This is a genomic window from Xanthomonas sp. MUS 060, from assembly GCF_000963215.1.
In the GTDB taxonomy this organism is placed as follows: Bacteria; Pseudomonadota; Gammaproteobacteria; order Xanthomonadales; family Xanthomonadaceae; genus Xanthomonas_A.
Genome location: NZ_JZIM01000008.1, coordinates 1 through 26665, shown reverse-complemented (window position 1 = coordinate 26665; position 26665 = coordinate 1). Strand labels below are relative to the sequence as shown.

25 protein-coding genes and 4 pseudogenes are annotated in these 26665 nt (G+C 62.6%); 20 read left to right on the top strand and 9 right to left on the bottom strand.

Annotated features, from left to right (window positions below):
• Positions 1–66 precede the first annotated feature (66 nt).
• From metH to XANALMUS060_RS09680, 14 genes are all read left to right on the top strand, one after another.
• Positions 67–2853 carry a methionine synthase gene (gene metH / locus XANALMUS060_RS09745; protein WP_045738232.1) on the top strand — a complete coding sequence of 929 codons (2787 nt, stop codon included), beginning with the start codon at positions 67–69 and terminating at the stop codon, positions 2851–2853.
• Positions 2854–3279: 426 nt separating this feature from the next.
• On the top strand, positions 3280–3984 hold the full coding sequence (locus XANALMUS060_RS09740; protein ID WP_045738231.1) for a response regulator transcription factor: 705 nt from the start codon (positions 3280–3282) through the stop codon (positions 3982–3984).
• The gene (locus XANALMUS060_RS09735) at positions 3981–5399 is read left to right on the top strand and encodes a sensor histidine kinase (protein ID WP_045738230.1); all 1419 of its coding nucleotides are present in this window, start codon (positions 3981–3983) and stop codon (positions 5397–5399) included. Before XANALMUS060_RS09740 ends, XANALMUS060_RS09735 begins: the two co-directional genes overlap by 4 nt.
• Positions 5396–6805, top strand: a complete 1410-nt coding sequence (locus XANALMUS060_RS09730) for a TolC family protein (RefSeq protein WP_045738229.1) — start codon at positions 5396–5398, stop codon at positions 6803–6805. The genes XANALMUS060_RS09735 and XANALMUS060_RS09730 overlap by 4 nt, the downstream gene beginning before the upstream one ends.
• Positions 6805–7938 carry an ABC transporter permease gene (locus XANALMUS060_RS09725; protein ID WP_045738228.1) on the top strand — a complete coding sequence of 378 codons (1134 nt, stop codon included), beginning with the start codon at positions 6805–6807 and terminating at the stop codon, positions 7936–7938. Before XANALMUS060_RS09730 ends, XANALMUS060_RS09725 begins: the two co-directional genes overlap by 1 nt.
• Positions 7935–8699, top strand: coding sequence for an ABC transporter ATP-binding protein (locus XANALMUS060_RS09720; protein ID WP_045738227.1), 765 nt, complete (start codon positions 7935–7937; stop codon positions 8697–8699). The genes XANALMUS060_RS09725 and XANALMUS060_RS09720 overlap by 4 nt, the downstream gene beginning before the upstream one ends.
• On the top strand, positions 8696–9604 hold the full coding sequence (locus XANALMUS060_RS09715; protein ID WP_045738226.1) for an HlyD family efflux transporter periplasmic adaptor subunit: 909 nt from the start codon (positions 8696–8698) through the stop codon (positions 9602–9604). The genes XANALMUS060_RS09720 and XANALMUS060_RS09715 overlap by 4 nt, the downstream gene beginning before the upstream one ends.
• Positions 9605–9812: 208 nt before the next feature.
• Complete coding sequence (locus XANALMUS060_RS09710; RefSeq protein ID WP_045738225.1) at positions 9813–10640, top strand: alpha/beta fold hydrolase; 828 nt, start codon at positions 9813–9815, stop codon at positions 10638–10640.
• The gene (locus XANALMUS060_RS09705; RefSeq protein WP_045738224.1) at positions 10640–11002 is read left to right on the top strand and encodes an EamA family transporter; all 363 of its coding nucleotides are present in this window, start codon (positions 10640–10642) and stop codon (positions 11000–11002) included. The genes XANALMUS060_RS09710 and XANALMUS060_RS09705 overlap by 1 nt, the downstream gene beginning before the upstream one ends.
• The gene (locus tag XANALMUS060_RS09700; protein ID WP_045738223.1) at positions 10999–11397 is read left to right on the top strand and encodes a DMT family transporter; all 399 of its coding nucleotides are present in this window, start codon (positions 10999–11001) and stop codon (positions 11395–11397) included. Before XANALMUS060_RS09705 ends, XANALMUS060_RS09700 begins: the two co-directional genes overlap by 4 nt.
• On the top strand, positions 11387–12715 hold the full coding sequence (locus XANALMUS060_RS09695; RefSeq protein WP_082065040.1) for a DegT/DnrJ/EryC1/StrS family aminotransferase: 1329 nt from the start codon (positions 11387–11389) through the stop codon (positions 12713–12715). The genes XANALMUS060_RS09700 and XANALMUS060_RS09695 overlap by 11 nt, the downstream gene beginning before the upstream one ends.
• Positions 12639–13001 carry an EamA family transporter gene (locus tag XANALMUS060_RS09690; protein WP_045738224.1) on the top strand — a complete coding sequence of 121 codons (363 nt, stop codon included), beginning with the start codon at positions 12639–12641 and terminating at the stop codon, positions 12999–13001. Before XANALMUS060_RS09695 ends, XANALMUS060_RS09690 begins: the two co-directional genes overlap by 77 nt.
• Complete coding sequence (locus XANALMUS060_RS09685) at positions 12998–13396, top strand: DMT family transporter (protein WP_045738223.1); 399 nt, start codon at positions 12998–13000, stop codon at positions 13394–13396. Before XANALMUS060_RS09690 ends, XANALMUS060_RS09685 begins: the two co-directional genes overlap by 4 nt.
• On the top strand, positions 13386–14648 hold the full coding sequence (locus XANALMUS060_RS09680) for a DegT/DnrJ/EryC1/StrS family aminotransferase (protein WP_045738222.1): 1263 nt from the start codon (positions 13386–13388) through the stop codon (positions 14646–14648). Before XANALMUS060_RS09685 ends, XANALMUS060_RS09680 begins: the two co-directional genes overlap by 11 nt.
• A 128-nt stretch (positions 14649–14776) precedes the next feature.
• On the opposite strand, the gene XANALMUS060_RS09675 is transcribed toward XANALMUS060_RS09680, so the two are convergent.
• Together XANALMUS060_RS09675 and XANALMUS060_RS09670 are read right to left on the bottom strand one after the other, a co-directional pair.
• Positions 14777–15664: an arginase family protein gene (locus tag XANALMUS060_RS09675; protein WP_045738221.1), complete on the bottom strand. Its 888-nt coding sequence runs from the start codon at positions 15662–15664 to the stop codon at positions 14777–14779.
• Position 15665: 1 nt separating this feature from the next.
• Positions 15666–16733 carry a GNAT family N-acetyltransferase gene (locus tag XANALMUS060_RS09670; protein WP_045738220.1) on the bottom strand — a complete coding sequence of 356 codons (1068 nt, stop codon included), beginning with the start codon at positions 16731–16733 and terminating at the stop codon, positions 15666–15668.
• Between the two features lie 82 nt (positions 16734–16815).
• Between XANALMUS060_RS09670 and XANALMUS060_RS09665 the strand changes: the two genes are divergently transcribed.
• Positions 16816–17079, top strand: coding sequence for an acyl carrier protein (locus tag XANALMUS060_RS09665; protein ID WP_045738219.1), 264 nt, complete (start codon positions 16816–16818; stop codon positions 17077–17079).
• A 7-nt stretch (positions 17080–17086) separates the two neighbouring features.
• Positions 17087–18325 (top strand): beta-ketoacyl-[acyl-carrier-protein] synthase family protein, encoded by a 1239-nt coding sequence (locus tag XANALMUS060_RS09660; protein ID WP_045738218.1) that lies wholly within the window; start codon positions 17087–17089, stop codon positions 18323–18325.
• 69 nt (positions 18326–18394) lie between these two features.
• On the opposite strand, the gene XANALMUS060_RS09655 is transcribed toward XANALMUS060_RS09660, so the two are convergent.
• On the bottom strand, positions 18395–19750 hold the full coding sequence (locus tag XANALMUS060_RS09655; protein ID WP_045738293.1) for an aminotransferase class III-fold pyridoxal phosphate-dependent enzyme: 1356 nt from the start codon (positions 19748–19750) through the stop codon (positions 18395–18397).
• Positions 19751–19836: 86 nt separating this feature from the next.
• A complete protein-coding gene (locus XANALMUS060_RS09650; RefSeq protein WP_082065034.1) occupies positions 19837–20529 on the bottom strand; it encodes an MtnX-like HAD-IB family phosphatase in 693 nt (230 codons plus the stop codon).
• A gap of 236 nt (positions 20530–20765) precedes the next feature.
• On the opposite strand from XANALMUS060_RS09650, the pseudogene XANALMUS060_RS18560 reads away from it, so the two are divergent.
• From XANALMUS060_RS18560 to XANALMUS060_RS21975, 4 genes and pseudogenes are all read left to right on the top strand, one after another.
• A pseudogene (locus XANALMUS060_RS18560) lies at positions 20766–20942 on the top strand (IS3 family transposase); the annotation flags it as partial.
• A gap of 124 nt (positions 20943–21066) precedes the next feature.
• The gene (locus XANALMUS060_RS09645) at positions 21067–21555 is read left to right on the top strand and encodes a hypothetical protein (protein WP_045738216.1); all 489 of its coding nucleotides are present in this window, start codon (positions 21067–21069) and stop codon (positions 21553–21555) included.
• A 22-nt stretch (positions 21556–21577) separates the two neighbouring features.
• Positions 21578–21724 carry a hypothetical protein gene (locus tag XANALMUS060_RS20545; RefSeq protein ID WP_161795402.1) on the top strand — a complete coding sequence of 49 codons (147 nt, stop codon included), beginning with the start codon at positions 21578–21580 and terminating at the stop codon, positions 21722–21724.
• Positions 21721–22362, top strand: coding sequence for a hypothetical protein (locus XANALMUS060_RS21975; protein WP_052688140.1), 642 nt, complete (start codon positions 21721–21723; stop codon positions 22360–22362). Before XANALMUS060_RS20545 ends, XANALMUS060_RS21975 begins: the two co-directional genes overlap by 4 nt.
• Positions 22363–22752: 390 nt before the next feature.
• Here XANALMUS060_RS21975 and XANALMUS060_RS22655 read toward each other — a convergent pair.
• The 5 genes and pseudogenes from XANALMUS060_RS22655 to XANALMUS060_RS23030 form a co-directional block, all read right to left on the bottom strand.
• A pseudogene (locus XANALMUS060_RS22655) lies at positions 22753–22959 on the bottom strand (AlpA family phage regulatory protein); the annotation flags it as partial.
• Positions 22960–23127: 168 nt separating this feature from the next.
• Entirely contained in the window at positions 23128–23319 is a 192-nt protein-coding gene (locus tag XANALMUS060_RS09630; protein WP_045738215.1) for a hypothetical protein, read from the bottom strand.
• Between the two features lie 808 nt (positions 23320–24127).
• Positions 24128–25248 (bottom strand): annotated as a pseudogene (locus XANALMUS060_RS09625) (integrase arm-type DNA-binding domain-containing protein).
• Entirely contained in the window at positions 25239–25526 is a 288-nt protein-coding gene (locus XANALMUS060_RS21250) for a hypothetical protein (protein WP_200894031.1), read from the bottom strand. Before XANALMUS060_RS21250 ends, XANALMUS060_RS09625 begins: the two are co-directional and overlap by 10 nt.
• A gap of 30 nt (positions 25527–25556) precedes the next feature.
• Positions 25557–25810: pseudogene (locus XANALMUS060_RS23030) on the bottom strand (Arm DNA-binding domain-containing protein); the annotation flags it as partial.
• Positions 25811–26665: the final 855 nt, after the last annotated feature.

The window sequence follows — 26665 nt, the reverse complement described above, 5'->3', positions numbered from 1 at the left end:
CTCGGCGCCTGCGCGCCGCCGCGTCTGTGCGCTCGTGCACCTCCCCGCTCCTGGAACGCTGATCCAATGTCTTCCGCTCGCATCACCCGCTTGTCCGGTCTGGAACCACTGCTGCTGACTCCGGACCTGCTGTTCGTCAATGTCGGCGAGCGCACCAACGTCACCGGTAGCGCACAGTTCCGCAAGCTGATCAAGGAAGAACGCTACGAGGAGGCTGTGGAGGTGGCGCGCCAGCAAGTCGCCAATGGCGCGCAAATCCTCGACGTCAACATGGACGAGGGTCTGATCGACTCGGAGAAAGCGATGGTGCGCTTTCTTAACCTGATCATGTCCGAGCCGGACATCGCACGCATTCCGGTCATGGTCGACTCGTCCAAGTGGAGCGTGATCGAAGCCGGACTGAAGTGCCTGCAGGGCAAGAGCGTGGTCAACTCGATTTCGCTCAAGGAAGGCGAAGCGGTGTTCCTCGAACAGGCGCGCAAAGTGCTGCGCTACGGCGCCGCGACGGTGGTGATGGCGTTCGATGAAGTCGGTCAGGCCGATACTTGCGCGCGCAAAGTCGAGATATGCACCCGCGCCTACCGCATCCTGACCGAGCAGGTTGGCTTTCCACCTGAAGACATCGTGTTCGACCCCAACATCTTCGCTGTCGCCACCGGGATCGAGGAGCACGACAACTACGCGGTCGACTTCATCGAAGCCACCCGCATCATCAAGCGCACCCTGCCCCACTGCCACGTCTCCGGCGGCGTCTCCAACGTCTCCTTCTCCTTCCGGGGCAACGAGAGCGTGCGTCAGGCGATTCACTGCGTGTTTTTGTACCACGCGATCTCCGCCGGCATGGACATGGGGATCGTCAATGCCGGCGGCATGCCGATCTACGACGAGCTGGACGCCGAACTGCGCGAGCGAGTGGAGGACGTGATCCTCAATCGTCGCCGCGACGCCACCGAGCGACTGCTGGAAATCGCCGAGCGTCACAAGAAGACCGGCACGCGCGAAACCGGACTTGCCACGCGAGAAAAACTGGCATGGCGCGAGAAAACCGTGCGCGAGCGCCTGAGTCACTCGCTCGTGCACGGCATCGACGAATTCATCGAGCTGGACACCGAAGAAGCCCGGCAACAGTCATCGCGGCCGCTGGACGTCATCGAAGGGCCGTTGATGGACGGCATGAACGTGGTCGGCGACCTGTTCGGTGCCGGCAAGATGTTCCTGCCGCAAGTGGTGAAATCGGCACGGGTGATGAAGAAGGCCGTCGCCTACCTGCTGCCGTACATCGAAGCGGAAAAGCGGCGCAGTGGCGATACCGCCAAGTCCAACGGCAAGATCATCATGGCCACGGTCAAGGGCGACGTGCACGACATCGGCAAGAACATCGTCGGCGTGGTCCTGGCTTGCAACAACTTCGAGGTGGTCGATCTTGGTGTGATGGTGCCAACCCAGACCATCCTCGACCGCGCGCGCGCCGAAAACGCCGACATCATCGGCTTGTCCGGGCTGATCACGCCATCGCTGGAAGAGATGACCCACGTCGCGCGCGAGATGCAGCGGCAAGGCTTCTCGATTCCGCTGTTGATCGGCGGCGCCACTACCTCGCGTGCGCATACCGCATTGAAAATCGACCCGCACTATGCCGCACCAACCGTGTGGGTGAAGGACGCCTCGCGCGCGGTCGGCGTGGCCCAATCGCTGATTTCGCGCGAACTGCGCGCCGCATTCATCGCCTCCAACGACGCCGACTACGCCGAAATTCGCCAACGCCACAAGAACCGCGGCGACGCCAAACGCCTGGTCACACTGCAACATGCGCGCGCACAACGCTTCGACGGTGGCTGGGACACCTACACGCCCCCCGCGCCGCTACAACCGGGGCTGCATGTATTCGAGGACTACCCGCTACCCGAGCTGATCGAACTGATCGACTGGACCCCGTTCTTCCAGGCCTGGGAACTGGCGGGCAAGTTCCCGGCGATCCTCACCGACGAGATCGTCGGCCAGCAGGCCAGCGAGCTGTATCAGGACGCACGCGTCATGCTCAAGCGCATCGTCGAGGAAAAATGGCTGACTGCCAAAGCCGTGTTCGGACTATGGCCGGCACAGTCGGTGGGCGACGATGTGGAGGTCCTGATTGCCGACACGCACTGCGCGACTGGTAACGCGGCAGGAGCCGATGCGCCGAGCGGCTCCGCTCTTGGCGCATGCGCATCGTCAGCCTCGATTCCAGCGTCCCAGCATGTGCTGCACTTTTTGCGCCAGCAAGTGGACAAACCCGTCGAGCGCCCGGACTTCTGCCTGGCCGATTTCATCGCTCCGCGCGATAGCGGCAAACAGGACTGGATGGGTGCGTTCGCGGTGACCGCCGGGCTCGGCATCGAGCCGCATGTGGCCCGCTTCGAGGCCGCACACGACGATTACAACGCGATCCTGCTCAAGGCACTGGCAGACCGCCTGGCCGAAGCACTGGCCGAACGCCTGCATCAGCGCGTGCGCACCGAATTCTGGGGCTACGCCAACGACGAGACGTTGGACAACGACGCCCTCATCTCCGAACGCTACCGTGGCATCCGCCCTGCGCCCGGCTACCCGGCTTGTCCCGACCACAGCGAGAAACACACCTTGTTCGCCCTGCTCGACGCCGGACGCAACGCGAGCATGTCGCTGACCGAAAGTTTTGCCATGCTGCCGACCGCGGCGGTATCGGGTTACTACTTCAGCCACCCGCACAGCCAGTATTTCGTGGTGGGACGGCTGGGCAAGGAACAGGTCGCCGACTACGCCCGGCGCAAGAACGTGCCGCTGGCGCAGGCTGAACGCTGGTTGGCCTCGAACCTGGACTACGATCCGGAATAAAAGCGGACATCCAAATTCAGCAAAGCGATTCCGGGCAAAGCCAGCAGCGCAAAGGGCATCCGTCGCCTGGTGTGCCCACAATGGCATCGATACGGGGTACACCGGCCGCTCCCAACAGCAGCGCTGGACGAAACAGCCTTGTGAAGCTGGAGCTGCGCTGGAGCGGGCATGTCAAAAGCGCGCGGTGTCGTTGTAAACGACCTGGCATGTCAATGACCATCGCGCCTGACGATCAGCCAACCAGGCGTGCATGTTCAGGCTTTTCCAACGCCCCACAGCACGCAAGGCGGACCTTACCAGGTGACAGCAGCGCGGAACGCAAGCACAATTATCGTCTGCGTTAAGTGAAAAGAATCCATCATAACGGTTCCGTTAACGCCAATTACGACGGTTTCCCAACACCCTGGCTGCAATCATTCACAGGTTATGCGCATCTTGGTCGCCGAAGACGATACTTCCATTGCCGTTGCGCTACGCGATTCGCTTATCGAATGTGGCCATGTGGTCGACCACGTCAGCGATGGTGCCGCTGCCGATCACGCGCTCCTGGCCGAGTCCTACCATCTTCTGGTGCTGGATCTAGGCCTGCCACGACGCGACGGGCTGCAGGTGCTGCAACGCTTGCGCGAACGCCGCGACAAGATTCCGGTTCTCGTCGTGACCGCACGCGACGCGGTGGAAGACCGTATCCAAGCACTCGACCAGGGCGCTGACGACTATCTCATCAAGCCATTCGAACTGTCCGAATTCCTAGCCCGCACGCGCGCACTCCTGCGTCGCAGCAGCAGTGGCGGCGTCCCTGAGCTGGTCATGGGTCAATTGCGGATCAACTTGGCCGGGCGCCGCGTCTGGCTGCAGGATAAGCCACTGGATCTGACCGCACGCGAATTTGCCTTACTGGAAACCCTGCTGCTGCGCAGCGGGCGCGTGATCAGCCGTGGCCAGTTGACCGAAGCGCTGTGCGATTGGCAACAAGAAATCACCGACAATGGCCTGGATATCTCCATGCACCGCCTGCGCCGCAAGCTGCATGGCACAGGGGTCGGCATCCGCACCATCCGTGGGCTAGGTTACATGCTGGAAGAATCGAACGCTGCCGCATCCACCACTGACGCGCCGCCTCAGCAGTGAGCACAGCCGCAGCGGCGCGACAGCCGGCATACCGCCATCCCAGCCTACGTCGACGATTGCTGGCGTTCCTGCTGATTCCAACACTGCTGTTGATGCTGCTGGTGTCGGCGCTGTTTTATGTGGCGATGCTCAAATACAGCAACCATGTGCACGACATGGACTTGAAGGAAGAGGCGCAAGCCCTGGCGAAGGCCATCAACGACACTGGCGAACACCTGCCATTATCGCTGCAGACACGGCGACTGTTGGAGTACAGCAACAGCAGCCGGATCTTTTTCGAGGTGCGCAGCCGCCGCTATGGTGTCATCAGCAGCAGCGCACAGCATATTCCCGAGCACCCCGCTCCTACCCAGACGGGGCGAGTGATGCTGTACAGCACGCGTATGGCCAACGGCGTGCCGGTGCGCGCCGCCAGCCTGTTGCTACCCTCGACCCGCAGTACAGAGGACTGGCTGACGGTTTCCGTCGCCGAAACCCTGGACGACCGCCAACGACGCGCACGCGAGATCCTGTTGTTGATGCTCCCCACCGAACTCCTGCTCACCTGCTCCCTGTTCGTCCTGGTCTGGCATGGCGTGAAAATTGGCCTGCGTCTGCTGGGACCGGCGGTGCAAAGGCTCGACGACAGCCAGCGCGACTTCAGCCCGATCTCCGGCCCGGACATCCCGCTGGAGGTGCTACCGCTGACACAGGCCATCGATGGCCTGCTCGGGCGGATCAAACAATTGATGGCACTGCAGGAACGCTTCGTCGCCGACGCGGCGCACCAATTGCGCACACCGCTGGCAGGGCTGAGCATGCACGTACAACGCGCCCAAGCCAGCAAAAGCCCGCAAGACAGCGCACAAGCACTGCAGCACATCCGCCGACTCACTGACCGTGCCACTCGCACCTCCACCCAGTTACTGGCGCTCACACGCACCCTGACCCCACGCGAAAGCATCCGGCCTTTGCTGCCACTGGACCTGACGCAATGGCTGCCGCAGGCCCTCACCGAACGCATCCCCGACGCACTGCACGCGGATGTGGACCTGGGCTACGACGGCGGAGACAGCGACACCGCCTGGGTGGCCGCCGATGCCTGGGCACTGCGCGAATTGCTCGATAATCTGCTGGACAATGCCTTCCGACACGCCGCCAACAACATGGTCACCGTCAGCCTGCGCTGCGATGGGCAACACGTCCTGTTGGCGGTGGACGATGCGGGCACGGGCGTAGAAGAAGCCTTGCTGCCACGTCTGGGGGAGCGTTTCTTCCGCGCGCCCGACGCGCCCGAAGGCGGGACCGGGCTGGGCCTGGCGATCGTCGCCAACATCGCCGCGCGGCATCATGCGAAAATCCGCTATACGCGCTCGGCACTTGGAGGCTTACGCGCCGAACTGGATCTGCCAGCCAACACGGAACCAAAGGCATGAGTGCGCAGCACACGTTTTTGCACAGCATCCTGGCACTGCTCGTCATCGCACTGGGCGGCTGTGCCAGCACCCCATTACCGGATCTGACTCAGCCACTGCCAACGCACTGGTCCGATGTACCGGAAGCAACCAACCCGCGTCCCGCAGGCAGCGCCTGGTGGCAGGACTTCCACGACCCGCAACTCGATGCACTGGTCGCACAAGCGCTGCACGAGGACCTCGACGTGGCCCAGGCACTGGCCAAATTACGTGCGGCGCGGCGCATGAATTCGGTCGTCGACGCTCCTCTTCGCCCGCAACTCCATATCCGCACCGAAGAACCGATCGACCCTGACGCGAGCGCCTCGTTCCTGGTCGCCGGTGTCAACGCCGAATGGGAACTTCCCCTATTCGGACGCGACAAGGCGAACCATCTCGTGGCCAGCGGCGATCTGCAGAGCGCGCAAGCCAATCTGGCACAGGTACGTGCCTCCACCATTGCCGATGTGGTGCGCTACTGGATCGATCTGCGTCACGCGCAACAGGCCGAACGTCTGTCGCAGGACATCGCCACCGCACGCCAGCAGCAGGCGACACTGCAGGCGGCACTGGTCCGGTTGCAACTGGCCGCTCCAGCCACCGAGGCGCAGGCCCAGGCCGCCGCCGCGCAGGCGCAAACCGCAGTGGAGGAACCGCGCCGCGCTGCGGCCGCCGCCGCGCAGCGACTGGCGGTGCTGTTGGGACGCTCCGTGCCGGATCCAGCCTGGACCGCGACGACCGCCACGACGGCTCCACCAGCGTTGCAGATCGCCGCAATCGACAGCGTGCCGGCCGACCTGCTGCGCCGACGGCCCGACATCGCCGCGCATGAGGCCGATGTGCTCAGCGCCGCGGGCAGGCTCGGCATCGCCAAAGCCGACCGCTACCCCAGCATTGGCCTGGGCGGTGCGATCCGCTGGTCAACCAGACTGGTGAGCTACCGACGCACTTCCACCCACGGCATCGCCTCATTAGGGCCGCTCGTCGACATTCCGCTATTCGACTGGGGTCTGCGTAAGGCCAAGGCACAGGCGCACGGCGACTTGCTGGAAGCGGCCGCCCTGGCCTATCGGCAAAATGTGCTGGAAGCGGTGGCGGAGGTGCAGAACGCCCTGGGCACGTTCGAACAGCAACGACAGAACGCCCAGACCCAACAGCAAACGCTGCAGGCCCTGCAACAGGTTGCCGACGCCATGCAACAAAGACGGCGGCTGGGACTGGTCAGCGATCTCGACGTGGCTGCGCAGCAGAGCGAGCGTGACCAGGCTGCCTTAGCGTTGTCGGAAACACAGCGCCAGCGCGACTTGGCCTACGTCGCCCTGCACATGGCGCTGGGAAGTTCGAACACACCGATGATGGCAAGCGTCAACGAAGGTACCAAGCACTGATGGTCGCGCTAGCCCGCCAGACCCTGCGTTACGAATGGCGCCGTTTCATGCCGGTGGTCGTGTCGGTCGGCTTCGCCAGCCTGCTGCTACTGCTACAGACAGCGCTGGTGCTGGGCATCTTCGGCAGCGCCAGTGTCTACATCTCCGCCTCCAAGACCGATCTATGGCTGGGCTATCCGGGCACACAGAGCGTGGACCAGGGCCGCCAGATCGATCCGGACGCGGCCATGCCGCTGTATCTGGACCCACGGGTGGCGCAGATCGAACCATTCGTGTGGCTCGACGGCGACTGGCGTGGCCCAAGCGATAATGGCGCTGTGTCGATCTACGTCTCCGGCATCGATACCCGGGATGACGGGCTGATGTTCGCGCGACTGCTCAGTCCAGCGCAACGCGCAGCCCTGCGCGAGCCGGACACGGTGATCGTGGACCGCTCGGAACTGGACAAACTCGGCGTCGGGATCGGCAGCAGCGCGCGCATCAACGGCCACCGAGTCCGGGTGATCGGCGTCGGTCGCGGCCTACGCACGCTAGGTGGGGTCAACATCCTGACCTCGCTGGATACCGCACGCGTCCTCAACAGCGACGCCGCGCATCCGGATTGGCCGACCTACATCGTGGCGCGGCTGCGTCCAGGTACCGATCAGCAAACGGTGGCGCAAGCCATCGCCGGCATGACGGCTCCCAGACGCGTCCAGGTCTGGAGCGCGAACGATTTCGCCCGGCGCACCATCTTGTTCTGGATGTTCAACACCGGGGCCGGTTCCGGTGTGCTGTTCATTGGCGGCATCGTGCTCCTCGTCGGCATGGCGGTCACCAGCCAGACGTTACTGGCGACCGTCCTCGGTGCCACCCGCGAATACGCCACGCTCAATGCGCTGGGAGTGAGCATGCGTGCACTGCGCTGGGTGGTGCTGGAGCAAGCCGCCTGGGTTGGCGCGCTGGGGCTGGCCGGAGCCAGTGTCCTGGGCGCGGCGCTGGTGGCACTGGGGCGTGCGCACGACGTGCCGGTGGCATTCGACGCTAGCGGCTGGGCCCTGTGTATCTGCGCGGTACTCCTACTGACCTTCGTCTCGGCCTTGGCCGCGCTGCGCGGACTGCGCCGCGCCGATCCCGCGTTGCTGCTGCGATGAGCCAGATCTTCTCTCCCACCAAGTTGCATCAAGCCACCGCTTCGCTAAGCGGCAGTGGACTGTGCAAAAGTTTCACCTCCGGCAAGCTGCGCACAACGGTGTTGCATGACGTGGCACTGCAGGTCTGGCAGGGCGAACTCACCCTGATTTCCGGCCCATCCGGTTGCGGCAAGAGCACCTTGCTCTCGATCCTCAGCGGCTTGCAACCCACCGATGCCGGCCAGGTGATTGCGCTGGGCGAAGACCTGGGGCTGCTCGGTGCGACCGCGCTGGAACACTTCCGCCTGCGCCACACCGGCTTCATCTTCCAAGGCTTCAATTTGTTTCCAGCGTTATGCGCACTGGACCAGGTCCGCCTGCCTCTGCAGTACATGGGCATGGCCGCAACCGAGGTACGCACGCGCGCCGAGGAAGCACTGGCCGAAGTCGGCATCGCCCACCGCCAGCACCTGCGTCCAGCAGAACTCTCCGGTGGCGAGAAGCAGCGCGTGGCGATCGCCCGCGCCCTGGCCAAGCATCCGGCGCTGTTGTTCGCCGACGAACCGACCAGCGCGCTGGATGCCGGCAATGGCCAGATCGTGATCGACTTGCTCCACCGCATCGCCCGCCGCCACAACACCATGGTGCTGTGTGTGAGCCACGATCCACGCCTGATCCGCCATGCCGACCGCGTGCTGTCGATGGAAGACGGCCGCATCCTCGACGACCGTCGCATGACCCAACCCCCCTCGCCCCTGCCCTCTCGGAATCCCGGACCATGAAAGCGTTTGCCATTGCGCCCTTGCTGAGTTTGTTGCTGGTCGCATGCGCGCCGTCGGACCGTGCCTCAGAGACCACGTCGGCATCGGCATCGCCGCCAGCCTATCTGGCGGTCGCACGTGGTCGCATCGATGTGGAAGGCGGCGTACTGAAACTTGGCCTGCCGGTCAGCGCAACGCTACGCGAAGTCGCGGTTCACGAAGGCGATGCCGTACAGCGCGGCGCACTCCTGGTTGCCGCCGACGACCGCGCCGCCGCCTTGGCACTGGACATCGCCCACACCCACGCACAGGCCGCCGCGACACATGTGCACCAATTGCAACAGCGCCTGGGACATGTCCAACAACATCAGCGACGGCTGGCAGAAGCCGCGCGCCTGGGCGCAGGCGACGAACAGAGCGCCGACGACGCCAGCGACGCGGTGCAGAGCCTGGACGACGAGTTGCAAAACGCCCGCAGCGACGCCGCACTGGCCGATGCGCAAGTGCGCGCAGCCGAATTACAGCGTGCGCAATACCAGTTGCATGCGCCTGTGGCCGGCCGGGTCCTGCAACTATCGGCTGCAGTCGGCACACGCAGCGAGGCCAACACCCCGCTGCTCACCCTGCTACCGGACGCGCCGCGCCTGGTGCGCGCAGAATTAAACGAAAGCTATGCGGGCAGCGTTGCACCCGGCATGAGTGCAGAGATCATCAGCGACGACGGCCGCCAGAGCATTCTCGGCGAAGCGGTCGTGCGCTGGCTGGCACCAGCCTACGGCCACACGCAACTGCACGACGATACGGCACCGGCCGGCAATGATCGCAGCGTGGGCTGCGTGCTGGCGTTCACACAGCCCTCGACGCTGCGTCTGGGACAGCGCGTTCTAGTGCGTTTCCGCAATCCGGCCGCAACGCAGCGGCACTGAACACAGGCGACACCGATGACGGTGTCGGCACAGCAAGCACAAGCGCACGCCCCTCAAACACAGCGGACCTGGGATATCGGCACGATGCCCAACGCGTTGCAGCTCCACGCGCATCTCAGGTTATCAAGGCACCACCGATGAAAGGCTGCTGAAACGCGCAGAGGCGAACCTGCGCGGATTACCGATACTGCGCAACCGCGCCCTTGCGATGACTCAATCTGCGGAATTTCACTTCGAAGGCGGCCGTAACGGCGTGCTGCTGATCCACGGCCTGACCGGGACTCCCAACGAAATGCGCCTGCTCGGCAAGAGCCTGCAACGGGAGGGCTTCAGCGTACACGGCGTGCAGTTGGCCGGACATTGCGGCAACGAAGACGATCTGCTCGCCACCAGTTGGCGCGATTGGTACACCAGCGTCGAACAGGCAGCGGCACGCATGCGCCCGCAGTACGACAAGCTATTCGTCGCGGGGTTATCGATGGGTGCACTGCTGGCCTTGCAACTAGCGGTCGAACGCCCGCAGTGGGTGGACGGGGTCGGCGTCCTCGGCGCCACCTTCCGCTACGACGGGTGGAACATTCCCAAGCGTGCGCGGCTGGCGTTCATGCTACTGGTCTTCAAACGCCTGGGCATCGGCAAACGGCGTATGTTCATGGAAGAGCCGCCCTACGGCCTACGCGATGAACGCATTCGCGCCCAGGTCAGCGGTGCCATGCTCGGTGGCGATAGCAGTGCAGCCGGCCTCCCCGGCAACCCCTGGTATGCCCTGGCCGAAATGTATCTGCTCTCGCGCCAGGTGCGGCGAAATCTGGCCAAGGTCAAAGCGCCGTGCCTGGTCGCACACGCGGCCGATGACGACATCGCCAATCCACGCAACGCGCATCTGGTCGTGGCCAATGTCTCCGGTCCGACGGAATTGCTCCTGCTACACGACAGCTACCATATGATCACTCTGGATCGGGAACGGCGTGTCCTCGGTGCACGCCTGGCGCAGTTCTTCTCCGCACTGACCAACAAGCCACAGCAGGGAGCGTGATGGCGATGCAGACCTCCGTGATCGGCGTCTGGCTGGCAACAGTGGCTCTGGACACGGCCGGACAGTTGGCTTTTAAGCATGTCGCCAGCACCGCGCACAGCAGCGGAGGTGCGCGGTGGCGAGAGATGGCGCGACAACCACAACTGTGGCTAGGGGTTAGCTGCTACGCGCTCGAATTCCTGGCCTGGACCGCGTTCCTGTCGTTGGTACCACTGGGCCACGGCGTGCTGCTCGGCTCGATCAACATCGTGGCGATCATGTTGGCCGCGCGCTGGCTGTTCGGGGAGCGACTCGAGCGCATGCAGATCGCCGGCATCTGCCTGATCAGCGCTGGCGTGGCCGTAGTCGGATTGGGCACATGAATCGAGCATCGCTGCATCGCTACGCGGTGGGTTTCACCCTGCTGTTGAGCTTCGACACGCTGGCCCAAATCGGCTTCAAACTAGCCGGTAGCCATGCGTTTCCGCCCCAGGCCGAGCTGGACTGGGTATTGCGACTGATGGCAAGCCCATGGCTGTACGCAGCGCTGTTGGGCTACGTGGGCGCCTTCTTCACCTGGATGAAACTGCTCGAACATGCACCGATCGGCCCCGCCTTCGCCGCCTCGCACTTGGAGGTGGTCAGCGTGATGGTGTTGTCGGCGTGGTGGTTCGACGAACACATCGGCATCCTGCAGGCACTAGGTGCAACGCTCATCGTCGCCGGAATCGTGTGCTTGGCGATGGGCGAGCGCGCGGACACCGCCCATGCGCATTGAGGTACCACCGACCGCAGGATTGCCACTGCGCTTGCACGACTTGTGGCCGGTCCGCAGCGACACACGTCTGGCCAGCGCGGTGGGACTGCCCGACGCGCTGCTTACATGTTCGGGCACAGCAGCCCTGATCATCGCCCTGCGCACACTGGCGGCGGCCAGTCGACGTCGGCAAGTGTTGGTCTCCGCCTACACATGCCCGCTGGTGGCGCTGGCGGTCGCGCATTGCGGCCTGCAACTGGTGTTGTGCGATCTATCGCCCAACTCTCTCGAACTGGACCCGGCACAACTGGCACAGCGCTGCAGCAACGACACCCTGGCAATCATCGCCACCCATCTGGGCGGACGCTTGATCGACCTTGCGCCACTGAGGCGTGCCGCAGAGACGTGCAACGCGATGCTGATCGAAGATGCCGCACAGGCACTGGGTGGTATCCACGCCGACGGCACTCCCGCTGGCATGGGCGGCGACATCGGCTTTTGCAGCCTGGCCGCAGGCAAGGGCCTTACCCTGTACGAAGGCGGCCTGCTCATGTCCCGGCATGCGTCATTGCGCCGCGCACTGGCCAACACCGCCGCACGCCTTGGGCCGCGGGACTGGAACTGGGAACTACGGCGTAGCGTCGAATTACTCGCTTACGCTGCGTTGTACCGACCCTATTGGCTGCGTTGGGTGTATGGCGTACCACTGCGTCGCGCACTGCGTCGTGGCGACCGAGTGGCTGCCGCCAACGAGCGCTTCGGAACCACGATTCCACAGCATACCGTCGGAGCGTGGCGTGAGGCGGTGGGGGTACGCGCCAGCGCCCGCTGGCCGGCATTCATGGCCCAGGTACGCGAACAAGGCCGGCAACGCAGCGCACGCCTAGCCACAATCCATGGATTGCACGTCATCGCCGACTCACCCGGCGCACAGGGCAGTTGGCCGATCCTGATGGTCCTGCTGCCCGATGCCAACACACGCGAACACGTGCTGACCGCACTGTGGCCGCGCGGCCTGGGCGTGACGGTGCCGTTCGCACATGCCCTGCCCGACTACGACTACCTGGAGACGCTCGTCGAGCGCACCGCGATGCCCAACGCTGACGATTTCGCCGCACGCTGTCTGAGCATCAGCAACAGTCCATGGCTGGATGATGCGCGCTTCGAAACAATCGTGGCCACACTTCAGGCCGCCTGCGCCACCGCAATACAGACGCGCGCCGCAGCCGACATGCAAACCATGAGCCACAGCAGGGAGCGTGATGGCGATGCAGACCTCCGTGATCGGCGTCTGGCTGGCAACAGTGGCTCTGGACACGGCCGGACAGTTGGCTTTTAAGCATGTCGCCAGCACCGCGCACAGCAGCGGAGGTGCGCGGTGGCGAGAGATGGCGCGACAACCACAACTGTGGCTAGGGGTTAGCTGCTACGCGCTCGAATTCCTGGCCTGGACCGCGTTCCTGTCGTTGGTACCACTGGGCCACGGCGTGCTGCTCGGCTCGATCAACATCGTGGCGATCATGTTGGCCGCGCGCTGGCTGTTCGGGGAGCGACTCGAGCGCATGCAGATCGCCGGCATCTGCCTGATCAGCGCTGGCGTGGCCGTAGTCGGATTGGGCACATGAATCGAGCATCGCTGCATCGCTACGCGGTGGGTTTCACCCTGCTGTTGAGCTTCGACACGCTGGCCCAAATCGGCTTCAAACTAGCCGGTAGCCATGCGTTTCCGCCCCAGGCCGAGCTGGACTGGGTATTGCGACTGATGGCAAGCCCATGGCTGTACGCAGCGCTGTTGGGCTACGTGGGCGCCTTCTTCACCTGGATGAAACTGCTCGAACATGCACCGATCGGCCCCGCCTTCGCCGCCTCGCACTTGGAGGTGGTCAGCGTGATGGTGTTGTCGGCGTGGTGGTTCGACGAACACATCGGCATCCTGCAGGCACTAGGTGCAACGCTCATCGTCGCCGGAATCGTGTGCTTGGCGATGGGCGAGCGCGCGGACACCGCCCATGCGCATTGAGGTACCACCGACCGCAGGATTGCCACTGCGCTTGCACGACTTGTGGCCGGTCCGCAGCGACACACGTCTGGCCAGCGCGGTGGGACTGCCCGACGCGCTGCTTACATGTTCGGGCACAGCAGCCCTGATCATCGCCCTGCGCACACTGGCGGCGGCCAGTCGACGTCGGCAAGTGTTGGTCTCCGCCTACACATGCCCGCTGGTGGCGCTGGCGGTCGCGCATTGCGGCCTGCAACTGGTGTTGTGCGATCTATCGCCCAACTCTCTCGAACTGGACCCGGCACAACTGGCACAGCGCTGCAGCAACGACACCCTGGCAATCATCGCCACCCATCTGGGCGGACGCTTGATCGACCTTGCGCCACTGAGGCGTGCCGCAGAGACGTGCAACGCGATGCTGATCGAAGATGCCGCACAGGCACTGGGTGGTATCCACGCCGACGGCACTCCCGCTGGCATGGGCGGCGACATCGGCTTTTGCAGCCTGGCCGCAGGCAAGGGCCTTACCCTGTACGAAGGCGGCCTGCTCATGTCCCGGCATGCGTCATTGCGCCGCGCACTGGCCAACACCGCCGCACGCCTTGGGCCGCGGGACTGGAACTGGGAACTACGGCGTAGCGTCGAATTACTCGCTTACGCTGCGTTGTACCGACCCTATTGGCTGCGTTGGGTGTATGGCGTACCACTGCGTCGCGCACTGCGTCGTGGCGACCGAGTGGCTGCCGCCAACGAGCGCTTCGGAACCACGATTCCACAGCATACCGTCGGAGCGTGGCGTGAGGCGGTGGGGGTACGCGCCAGCGCCCGCTGGCCGGCATTCATGGCCCAGGTACGCGAACAAGGCCGGCAACGCAGCGCACGCCTAGCCACAATCCATGGATTGCACGTCATCGCCGACTCACCCGGCGCACAGGGCAGTTGGCCGATCCTGATGGTCCTGCTGCCCGATGCCAACACACGCGAACACGTGCTGACCGCACTGTGGCCGCGCGGCCTGGGCGTGACGGTGCCGTTCGCACATGCCCTGCCCGACTACGACTACCTGGAGACGCTCGTCGAGCGCACCGCGATGCCCAACGCTGACGATTTCGCCGCACGCTGTCTGAGCATCAGCAACAGTCCATGGCTGGATGATGCGCGCTTCGAAACAATCGTGGCCACACTTCAGGCCGCCTGCGCCACCGCAATACAGACGCGCGCCGCAGCCGACATGCAAACCATGTCCATCGATGTGATCGACACCTGCAGCTAAAAGAGCACATGTCCATCAGGCTGCGCTACCTGCGGACGCGCCCGATTGGCATCTCGATGCTGTTTTTCTGCTCGCCAACTGGATCTTCTGCGATCACTCGCAGACAACAAACACCGACACGCTAACGTTTACGCAAGCCTAGGGCTGCCTGCATCTGCTATCGCCTGCAACAAGCGTTGGTTCAACGCATGTTGTTGCGCCTGCCAAGCCGACAGATCAGCGGGGGACGGCGATGGTTGCGCGTCTAACGCCGCCAGCCTGCGCTTCCACCACTGCGGATAATGCGCCAGCGACACCTCGCCGGTGATGTCACTGCCGCACAAATGCCCATGCAATACCTGAATCGCAGCCAGCAAATGCGGCACACGCAGTTCGCCCTGATCCCAGTTGGTACGCACGTCCTGAGGATCCAGTACGTCCTTGTCCAGCGATAAGTAGGTCGGCATTGGCGTGGCCCGCAGATGCTCGAGGAAAGCATCGATCATCTCGGCACTACTGGCAAAACCACGCACCGCCCGCCCCAAACCCAGCCCACGTGCCCAACGCACGTCCACACCACTGCACCAATAGCGCAGCTTGCCGCGATACAGTGGCAGCAGGTGGTTCTCCCAGGCATGCGCAAGACCGACGTCGCCGGAAGTGATACCGGCCACTTCGATCCGCTCCACCTGCGGCAACGCGGCGATCCACTTCACCCACGAACCACAGTGCACCGCGAAAGGCAAGCGCATATTATCCGGGTGATTATCGAACACCACCACCCGCAAAGGCTTCTGGGTATGCTGGGCCAGCCGCGTGATCAGCGGCAAACTCAGATGATGGAAATCGCCGCTACCAAGCAACACGGTGCCATGGTGCACGGGCAGCGCGGCGTCGAGCATAGCGCCGAAACGGCGTAATCGCGCCAGCGAACAGGCAAAGCGTAGACCATCGCACCAATCGCGTAACGACAGGCGCAACGCATCGGGCACCACGCCCTGCGAACCATCAAGATCCAAGACGACCGGAGCGTGCATTTCATCCCTCCTCAGCAACGCCATCGTGCAAGCCCACATCCTCGGACTCGAACAACGGCCGCAACAGCCGCAGCAACAAGCGCAACAGTGGGTTGCGCACGTAGACGGCGTGCCATGTATAGGTGAAGCTGGCACCAAGTTGTGCCTTCACCTCTGGATCGGTCCAGCCAGCGACGTAGGCACGTAGCCCATGGCGGCAGGCGTAGTCGAGGTTCTCCATCCAACTCAGCGCGTACAGGTTGTGCTCGTGCGAGGCCGGGTAGTGCAGACCGATGTACTTGTCCAGCAAACGACCATCGTGCACGTAGCACAGATTCCAACCGATGATGCGCCCATCGTGGCGGTACACGAACATGAGACCACCGGAATCGGAATCGGTCAGTAAAGCATCAAAAAACTCTGCAGTCAGCAGGTCGAAATGCACCTCGCTCTGCGCGTAGACCTCCTCATACAGCGCATAGCACTGCGCGCGCAGCACCGGGTCGGCGAAGGCGGCCCCCGTCTGTAGCACCTCTATCTGCAGATCGGCACGAGAGCGCAACTTGCGACGAATGTTGCGCCGGCGCGCACGCGACAGACGCGCCAGATATTCGTCTGTCGAGGCAAAATCGATCGGAACCCAAGCCAATGCCTGTCCGCGTAACAGCAAGTAGCCACTGCGCTGGCAGGCGTCCAGAAACGCCTGCACCCAAGCATTATCGGCCGCATCCAGAAGCGGGGAAGCTTGCGCGACATCCTTGACGATCAACAGCGGGCGACGCCGCCCCAACTGCGCCCGCCATTGACATGGCAACTGTGCAGGATCGGCCGCACGCGGCAAGCAGGCATATTCGGTGACGGTGCTACCGACGAAACTGGTGCGTGGCCGCAGCAGACGTTGCCACAAGCGCTGCAACGGCAGACGCGCCACCCACGCACGCAGGGTCGGGTCGGCTGTGGTGAGTAAGTCGAAGTCGGCCTCGAAGGCCGGCACCCCATGATCCAGCGGGCGAGCCAGGAAACCGACCGGCGGATGTTGCAAGAAGTGCTGCAAGAGTACCGGCGGCTCGAGTTGATTGACGAAAGGCATTTGCAAGATTGATCATTTAACGTGAAGGTGAACGTCACGGCAATAAGCCGCTGTGCGCCATATCATTCACTGCGGAGACCCCATGACCGAGTCCATAGAGTCGCAAATTTACAGCATCGTCGCCAAACACGTCGACATCGATATGGGCAACCTGACCCCGGATTCCAAACTGCAAGAGCTGGGCGTCAAATCGCTCGAGGCGATCGAAATCATGTTCGACATCGAAGAACACTTCGACATCACATTCCAGGAGCGCGATCCCAACCTGGACGACGGCTCGCTCGGCAAGCTATTGGAGGCGGTGGAAGAAGCACTCGCGGCTAAAGCAGCCAAAGCAACACCGTGACCCAAGCATGACATTTTCGACGTCCAAGCAAGCGCAGCGCGTCGTCGTCACCGGCATGGGCGCGGTCAGCGCACTCGGCATCGGCACACAAGCACTATGGCACGGGGTACGCGAGGGCCGCAGCGCCATCTCCGAACTGATATCGCCGCATCCAGATTTTAGCCTGAAGATGCGCGTGGCCGCCTCTCTGAAGGAGTTCGCGCCGGATAAGACCCAACTGCGGGGCATCGACCCCAACCAGCTCGACCGCATGACCAAGATGGCCTTGATCGCGGCGCAGGAAGCAATCATCCAATCCGGCTTGCACATCGACGCCGCGCTCAGCCCGCGTTGCGCGACGATCATCGGCACTGGCACTGGTCCCGAGGCCTCGCGCGAGGAGCAATTACTCCGGGTGTACCGCGACGGAGAACGCATGCACCCGTTTTCGGTCTTGCGCAGCATGATCAACGCTGCGGCCAGCCAGATCAGCATCGCATTCGGCCTGAGGGGTCCAGCATTCGCCATGTCCAGCGCTTGCGCTTCGGCCAACCATGCGATCGCACAAGCGGTGCTGATGATCCGTCATGGCCTGGCCGACGTAGTCATCGTCGGCGGTAGCGAAGCACCTCTGAGCGTGGGCGTCATCCGCGCCTGGGAAGCGATGCGGGTGGTCAGCCAGGACACCTGCCGGCCATTTTGTGCGCAACGCAGCGGGATGGTGCTGGGTGAAGGCGCTGGCGTGTTCGTGCTGGAAAGCGCCGCGCATGCCGCCGCGCGTGGTGCCGTCGTGTTGGCGGAACTGGCCGGTATCGGCATGAGTGCCGACGCTGGCGACATCGTCGCGCCCAGCGTCGACGGTACCGCGGCGGCAATACAACTCGCGCTGCAGGATGCGGGTCTGGCGCCGGAACAAATCGACTACGTCAACGCCCACGGCACTGGCACAAAGGCCAACGACCGCTGCGAAACCAAGGCGCTGCACCAAGTGTTCGGCGCACACGCTCAGACACTGGCGATCAGCTCGACCAAGGCCGTGCATGGCCATGCCCTCGGCGCCTCCGGCGCGCTGGAACTGGTGGCGACGATCAACGCGTTGCGCGAGCAGGTGGTTCCCCCCACCGCCAATTTCCTCGAAGCCGATCCCGAGTGCGATCTGGACTATGTTCCCAGTCAAGCACGCGCACGCACGGTACGCGCGGCAGTCAGCAACTCGTTCGCTTTTGGCGGACTCAACGCGGTGCTCGCACTGCGCGCGGCGGACTGAAGCTTTCACCGCACGTCACCGCAAATCATGAGAGACGACGCGATCAGGACGCGTCGTCTCTCACTCTGCTTAAACAGCCTGCTTGGCGCGGGTCAGCAACTGATCCAGCAGCGACAGACCCAGATCGATTTCCTCGTGGCTGATATGCAGCGACGGCGCCAGGGTGATGACGTTCTTGTAGTAACCGCCCACGTCCAGCACCAAGCCGATGCGCTTGCCGTTATGGCGTAGCTCACCTTCCAGCCCCATATCGACCATGGTGTCGAGCAACTTGCGATTGGGGGTGAAGCCATCGGCCTGGCAGATTTCCGCACGCAGCGCCAAGCCCAGACCATCCACATCGCCGATTTCCGGATGACGCCGCTGCAGGTCGCGCAGGCCATCGAGGAAATGCGCGCCCTTGGCCATCACCATTGCCTCGTAGTCGGTCTCGGCCAACATGCGCATGGTTTCGAGACCGACCGCAGTTCCCAGCGGGTTGGAGGCGAAGGTGGAATGGGTCGAACCCGGCGGGAACACGGTCGGGTTGATCAACTCCTCGCGCGCCCAAATGCCGGCCAGCGGATTGAGGCCGTTGGTCAGCGCCTTGCCGAACACCAGCACATCCGGGGTCACGCCGAAATGCTCGATCGCCCACAGCTTACCGGTGCGGAAGAAGCCCATCTGGATTTCGTCCACGACCATCAAGATGCCGTACTGATCCAACACCTTCTTCAAGCCAGTGAAGAAATTTGGCGGTGGAATCACGTAACCGCCGGTGCCTTGGATTGGCTCGACGTAGAACGCCGCGTATTCGCACTGGCCGGCCTTGGGATCCCACACACCGTTGTATTCGGTCTCGAACAGGCGCGCGAACTTGGCCACGCACTGCTCGCCGTATTCCTCCTTGGACATGCCCTTGGGGCCGCGGAAGTGGTAAGGGAATTCGATGAACTGGGCGCGGTCGAAATGACCGAAACGACGACGGTAGCGATAGGAAGAGGTGATCGCCGAGGCACCCAGGGTGCGACCGTGGTAGCCGCCTTCGAACGCGAACACCAGGCTCTTGCCAGCGCTGGCATTACGCACCAGCTTCAGCGAATCCTCCACCGACTGCGCCCCGCCCACGTTGAAGTGAACACGGCCCTTGCGGCCCCACTTGCGCTCGGCATCCTGAGCGATGGTCTTGGCCAGTTCGATCTTGGTCGGGTGCAGATATTGGCTGGCAACCTGCGGCAGACTATCGATCTGTCGCTTCAGCGCATCGTTCAAGCGCGGATTGGCGTAACCGAAATTGACCGCCGAATACCACATCTGCAGGTCCAGATAAGGGACATCGTCGGTGTCGTACAGATAGCTACCATCGCAGCGTTCGAAGATGCGCGGCGGCTCGCTGTAATGGACGGTATCGCCATAGGAGCAGTACAGGGCTTCGTCGGCCAGCATCTGCGCGTCGTCGAGCGCGCGCGCGTGATCAGCGCCAGCGTGTGGCGCAAGCGGCGTGGAAAGCGAAACATTCCGGTTCATCAGGATCAGGCTCTTTGGGTAACGGGAAGAGGAAAGGACACCCTGGGCGCAGCGGGCGCGACGAGTGTGGGTAACAACGCGATGGCGTCATCGAAGCCGGTGATTGCGCAATGGGCAATGCCGTTGGCGCGGCAATGGCGCAGCAGACCGTCCTTGGCGAATACCAGATCGGCCTTGCCGGCAAGACAAAAATCCGAGCGACCGTCACCGATAAGCAAGGTCTGGTGCGCTGGCGTCTGCTGCGCCATCACCGCGCACTTGCAGGTGCCGCTGGGGCAGTCCGGCTGCGCATGCGGAGAAGCCATCCGCCACTGCCCGGCGTCGGTACGCAACAGGCGGTTGGCGATGATCGGCAACTGGTGCAATCCATGCCGGGCCAGGATCCGCGCGATGGCATAGTCCAGGCCATCGCTGACGATGCTCAACGGCATGCCCAGACGCTCGGCGAGATGGACGAAGCGCACGAAAGCCGGATCGATGCGTACTGCGTCGAGCACTTGGTGCAGTGCCTCCACATCCCCGCCGATCAAGGCGACCTGTCCAGTCATGCACTCGCGGGCACCGATCCGTCCGGCCACCCAATCGTCTTCCAGCTCGTGCCAGCCAGGCTGCCCGAGATGCTCAAGCAGGCTGTCGGTTACGTCCTGCAATGACACGGTACCGTCAAAATCGCAAAGAATGTTCCACTGGTGGTACAAATCGGCTCTCCTGCTAGTGGATAGAGAGCCTAGAGCGACAGTCTTTCACAGTCCTTTCGCAACAATGGAAGTCCGTGGAGAAAACTGAACCACCCCGGTTTACCGTCGTGCTCCCCCAAGCACACATGTCCGGTTAGGTGCGGCCGGCGAAGAAGTGGAGTTACCAGGATTTAGTGGACACCTGAGCGGCGTGGCCGATGTGCCGCCTCGAACTCGACGGGGCTAACGCCACCGAGTTCGGCCGCCTGAAGACAGAGCTGTTCTGAGCGCGCAGCTGGTTGTCCACGACCAGCGAGGACTTCGTCGCGGCGTTGCACTCCTACATCCTTTGGTACAACGCAGACCGGATCAAGATCTCGCTGGGAGCCCGTAGCCCCATCGAGTACCGGCGAGACCTTGGGCTCGCCACATAACCCGTCCAAGTTTTCTGCCTCCCCCCCCCCTTGCGGGCGCTGCGCGCTTGTGTCAGGGTCAATTGCGGGGGGAGTGAGACTAGGTTTAGAGGCGGAGGCTTTCTAACGTCAATAGAGGTTCCCCATGATTATAAAAGAACGCAGGTGTAATCTGGGCAGCGGCTGGTGGCGGTTTACGGCCGGCGCGGCCCTGGTGGTGACGGTAACGCCGCAGGGTTGGGGTGGAGGAGATGGCGGCGCGCCCATATCCGCAGTCCCGGCAGCAGCCCCGGCGGCGGTCCTTCTCAGTGTCACGCCCAGCAATATCAACGCCGTGGCGTCCGATGCTGACGTGCGCCAGAAGGTTTATTTCGCCGGCCCTACACAAGGCTTCGTCGCCAAGGCGCTGTCGGCATCTCTGCCGTCCGGCACTGAAAGCAGCTATGACATCTTGGTGATCGGCGATGCCGACAAGGGAGGCAGCGCCATGCTGGAGCTGGCCCGCAAGGCGCTGGCTGAAGGCAAAGAAGTGGTACTGGACGCCGCCAGTGACGGTTCGGCTCAGTCGGCCCACGCAAATACGCTAAGGGCCCTGGTGGGAACCAGCATCGACTCAGGCGCAGTGCGGGTTTAAAAAGGGCGATCGCGGCTACTATGTGACGCCGATCGACACCCCCGCAGTGGTGCTGAAGAAACTGCAGATCACCGCGGCCGATGCCCAATCGCAAGAATCGGGCAGCGAGCCCAGCATTAATTCCGTCCAGAACATTTTCGGAATTCAGAGCAAGGAGTCCGCGCAATGAAAGGCACCCATATCGCCAGTGCCTTGGCTTTCGTGCTGCCAGCGACAACTGCCCTACAGATCGCCCATGCCGGCGATGCCTGTTTTCCGAGCAACGACGGCAAAGGGGGGTTCGTGAACCTGCTGGGCGACCATACCTCGTGGGGAATCCCCACGATCCAGGCTCGCAATACGTGGGACGACTGGATCTGGCGAGGCCCGTCGTTCTACTGCAATCCGAAGGGCTTGGCTTGCACCTACATCTGGACCCAGGCGAACACCTCGGGGTACCAATGGTCGGTCGGTGTGAACCTGGATGTGAGCAAAATCCCCGTCGTCGGAGACTTCTTGGGAATGTTCAACATCAACGGCCAGTACCAGCAAAATAAAAGCTACACGGAGACCTTCGGCTGGAGCCAGATTATCGAACCCGGCCTTAACGCTCAGCCTGTGCAGGTTGTTGTGCGTCGCTGGAAGACCGGTTACTTCCAGGGTGGCTGGTGGAGGGTCAATGGCGGATCATGCCAGATTATCCATCACCTCGGAAAGCTCGTATCCTATGAAGACGGCAACCGCTATTGGTGGGACGGTACCGCCCGCTACGGCACTTGGAATGCCGATGTGGAAGAGCGGCGCTACGCCATGTACTACATCTGGTGATCGTCCATTGCCCATCATACCTTGGCATCCGCGCGTGATGCCGCCTGAAAGCCGCCTTGACCAGGCGGCTTTTTTCGGGTGTTTGACCCGTCCGATCCAGAGTTGACCCCTCGACCTTGCGCCAAGCGCAGGTATCATGGACGCGAGTGTCAAACGCATGTAGTCGGCCCCCCAGCCGCCGCGTGGGTTTGCCAAGTTGACGCCCAGGGACGCATTGCGGTCCTCGTGGAACGGGCAGCGGCCTTGCGCCCAGCCATTGCCGTGGGGCTTGCCCAGTTTATCGACGTGCTGGCCGAAGTAGCGGGAAGGATCTGGCAGGCGATCGCGCCAGTTGTCCGGCAGGGACGCGCGGCCCCTGTCGGCCTGGCCGTACACTCGCCATGCATCCAGGATATCCTCCACACGCCAGGCGGTACAGCGTTCGCCCAGCTTGACAAGCTGCGGGTAGCGATTGGATCGCATGCCCGCCCACCAAGTACTACGGGAGACAGGGATCAAGGCCGGGATGGCTGGAGTATTGCTGTCAGGGTCGGCAGCTTTGCCGACGATTTGAGGGAGTCGCAGGAAGCCGGTTTCGGGCAAGGTGTGCAGGGGCATCGTCTTTATCCTTCGCCGCTCAGGGATCGGCGGCGCTGAACAAAGAAGTATTCACATGGGCACGATTGAGATAAGCCCGTCTGCCTGTATAGCGCACGCTATGCCTGGAAGGTGTGCGCTCTGCCGGCAGGGCGCATGCTAGTTGCCCTTCAAGTACTCGCGTACGGTTCACCAGCCAATCGAATACTGCGATGCGAGCACCGACGCGGCCTGATCCTTGGATTTCCATTCCCCAGCCTTGTAATCGGCGACAATTTCTTCCTTTCTTGCGCGGTTCACGGCATGACGGGCGTCCGCTCCCTTCTTAGCGAAGGCGCCACCTTCTTCGGCTACGTATTCTTCGGAACCTTTCCAATCCATTATAAATCCATTGCAAGAAGCCGTATTCACCGCAAGCGCCATTCATTAACTCCAATGACCGATCAGAATCAAGCAGGGCTTCATCAAGCCACACAAGCGCCATCGCCGCACGCAAAGATACCTCGTCGGGCTTAGGCTCCATGGTTGCGATTGGCTCGCGCCGCTCATAATTAAGGCACTCATCGCCACGGTAAATCCATTCGTCAAAATTATCGACTGCCGATTCTCTGAACCATGTGGCACTTCTTGGGGCGCGCGCTATTGAATCCGCATCGTACCACTGCCTTTCGATCATAATTTCTGGAATACGCTTTGCTTCATCTACTACCCAAGCGCGAACTGACTTATCTAGTCCAAACACAATCCCGGCCAGCGCGCTGTTAAACTGCGAGCATGCGAACTCAACGCATGCCGCTGCAATTACGGACGTGGCAAGGATCGGGCTTTTGTCGCCTCCAACCCTGCACCATAAGTAGTAAGCCATTAGGCAGACTTCGGGACCAGTAGGACGTTTCGGTGCCAACTCAAAAAGACCCTTTCGATACTGATCCGGTACAACATCGAAAGAGCTCAGCAACCCGGATGCTCTTGTATCCCACTCGCTCGTTAACTTGCTTTTTTTCTTCAAAAACGCGCCATCCGGACTCTCCTTCAACGGGCGCAACAGCAATCATTTTTTGATTGCATCTTTCAGAAATGCTTTCTCTTCCATCACCCACCTTCGCGCCCCTGAAAAGAACCCGTAACAGGCCGGCAGGGTGTCCGGCTTTTCGCCCCATCGGGCTAGGTGCAGGTGTTCTATAAAAGCTCAGCCCGCCTTGGCTCGCAACGGCACGATGTCGCCGCCGACGCGCAGGCCGTCCAAATAATCCGCCCATGCCTGCATCATGCGCACGCGCTCGGGCAGGTACTGCGCCGCGTGCGTATATGCCTCGCGGACCTTGTTTGTCTCGGCATGCGCAAGCTGCCGTTCGATGGCGTCAAGATTCCAACCCATTTCATTGAGCCGCGTGGCCGTCATGCTGCGGAAGCCGTGGCCGGTCATTTCATCACTCGCATATCCCAGGGCGCGCAGTGCGGCATTAATCGTGTTCTCGGACATCGGACGATTCGGGCGCAGACCCGGAAACACATGGAGGCCACCACCGGTCAGTNGTCGATTTCCCCCCACTCCGCCGCCCGTAGCTCACCGGGACGCACGAACACCAGCGGGGCCAGCTTCAATGCCGCATGGGTCACGGGCTGCCCAATGAAACCCTCGATGGCACGCAACAACTGTCCGATCTTGACTGGATCGGTGATGGCGGCATGGTGGCGGGCCTTGACGGTTTTGAGCGCGCCTCGCAGGCTGGCGGTGGGATCAATCTCCCTCCGCCTTGCCTTCCAGCATGGCGTAACGAAACACCTGGCCGGCCTTGATCTTGGCACGGCCAGCAGTTTCCAGCTTGCCGGTGGCTTCAATCTTGCGCAGGGCATCCAGCAACTCACGGGGCGTGATCTCGCCAATGGGCCGACTGCCGATCTCGGGGAACAGGAAGGTTTCCAGCAACCAGCGATTCTTCTCCGCCGTGACGCGCGCGACGGTCTGCCGGGCCATCCACGCGCGGGCCACGGTCTCGAACGTCTCCCCAGCGGGAGCCACCATGGCCGCCTGCTCCTTGGCCCGTTTCCGTTGCTCGCCTGGGTCCACACCAGCAGCCAGCAGCTTGCGCGCGGCGTCGCGCTTATCCCGTGCATCGGCAAGGCCGGTATCGGGGAGGTGCCAAGGCTCAGCATGTTGCGCTTACCGGTGTTCGGTCGGCGGTAATCCCAGCGCCACCAGCGGGCACCATCCGGCCTCATCAGCAGGTACAGGCCGCCGCCATCGCGCAGTTTAAGCGGGGCAACTCCAAACTTGGTCTTGCCGATGGCGGTATCCGTCAGCGGCATGGCGGTAACTCTTGGCCGCAACGTGCGGCAACAACCGCTGTTACCGCCAAAGCTTTGGCACGGCCAGCAGTTTCCAGCTTGCCGGTGGCTTCAATCTTGCGCAGGGCATCCAGCAACTCACGGGGCGTGATCTCGCCAATGGGCCGACTGCCGATCTCGGGGAACAGGAAGGTTTCCAGCAACCAGCGATTCTTCTCCGCCGTGACGCGCGCGACGGTCTGCCGGGCCATCCACGCGCGGGCCACGGTCTCGAACGTCTCCCCAGCGGGAGCCACCATGGCCGCCTGCTCCTTGGCCCGTTTCCGTTGCTCGCCTGGGTCCACACCAGCAGCCAGCAGCTTGCGCGCGGCGTCGCGCTTATCCCGTGCATCGGCAAGGCCGGTATCGGGGAGGTGCCAAGGCTCAGCATGTTGCGCTTACCGGTGTTCGGTCGGCGGTAATCCCAGCGCCACCAGCGGGCACCATCCGGCCTCATCAGCAGGTACAGGCCGCCGCCATCGCGCAGTTTAAGCGGGGCAACTCCAAACTTGGTCTTGCCGATGGCGGTATCCGTCAGCGGCATGGCGGTAACTCTTGGCCGCAACGTGCGGCAACAACCGCTGTTACCGCCAAAGCTACCGCCAATTGCCACCGGATTCCAACGCCCCCCCTGGACACCAGCGGATTAGCGTGCACGAAAAAACCCGCCAAACTGTGGGTTTTGTTGAATTTTTTGGACGTCACCGGACGTCATGAAACAATATGTTGGTGCCCGAGGCCGGAATCGAACCGGCACGCCTTGCGGCGAGGGATTTTCTTACCACTTCGGCTTTCGCCGCCAGCGCATGCGCTGTTGGTGGTCTGGAGCACGCCTTCACCATGGCCTTGCGACCGTAGGTGCCCGCCGTCTGCTCTCTACACCTTCCCAGACGTTGGGTCTGGACTTGGCTCGGCATTGGCTCGGATACCAGGGCATCCAGGGCTTTCACCGACTTTGACGGGCTTCACTTCGGACGTTTCCCTCCGAAGGCTCAAATTGTTTAAGTCCCTTGTGTCTACCTATTTCACCACTCGGGCAGTGCATGGCGTGCCTGCACACACCATTGCTTCTGCTGACTCGCGCTTGGCTCCTGCCAAGCCGCGAAGCTACATCTTGGGCACTCTCAGACTTCTGTCAACCCTGATCTTTTGCATCGACAGCAAAAGCTCGCAAAACTTGACAAAACGGATCTGAACTCCAACGCGCCCACAAGCCTGATCATCCTGACCAAGTGATGCTAGCGTGCCTGATTGCGTGCGAATTGAAAACTAGGACGCGTTCGTCCATGGCGTCAAATTCAGCTCGGGTTCTACCCCGATATCACGGACGGTTGTAAAAGAGCTGCAACTTTCTGATCCTGCTTGGCCGCCCTTCGCCGCATCCTTGGGTTGTGGCGTC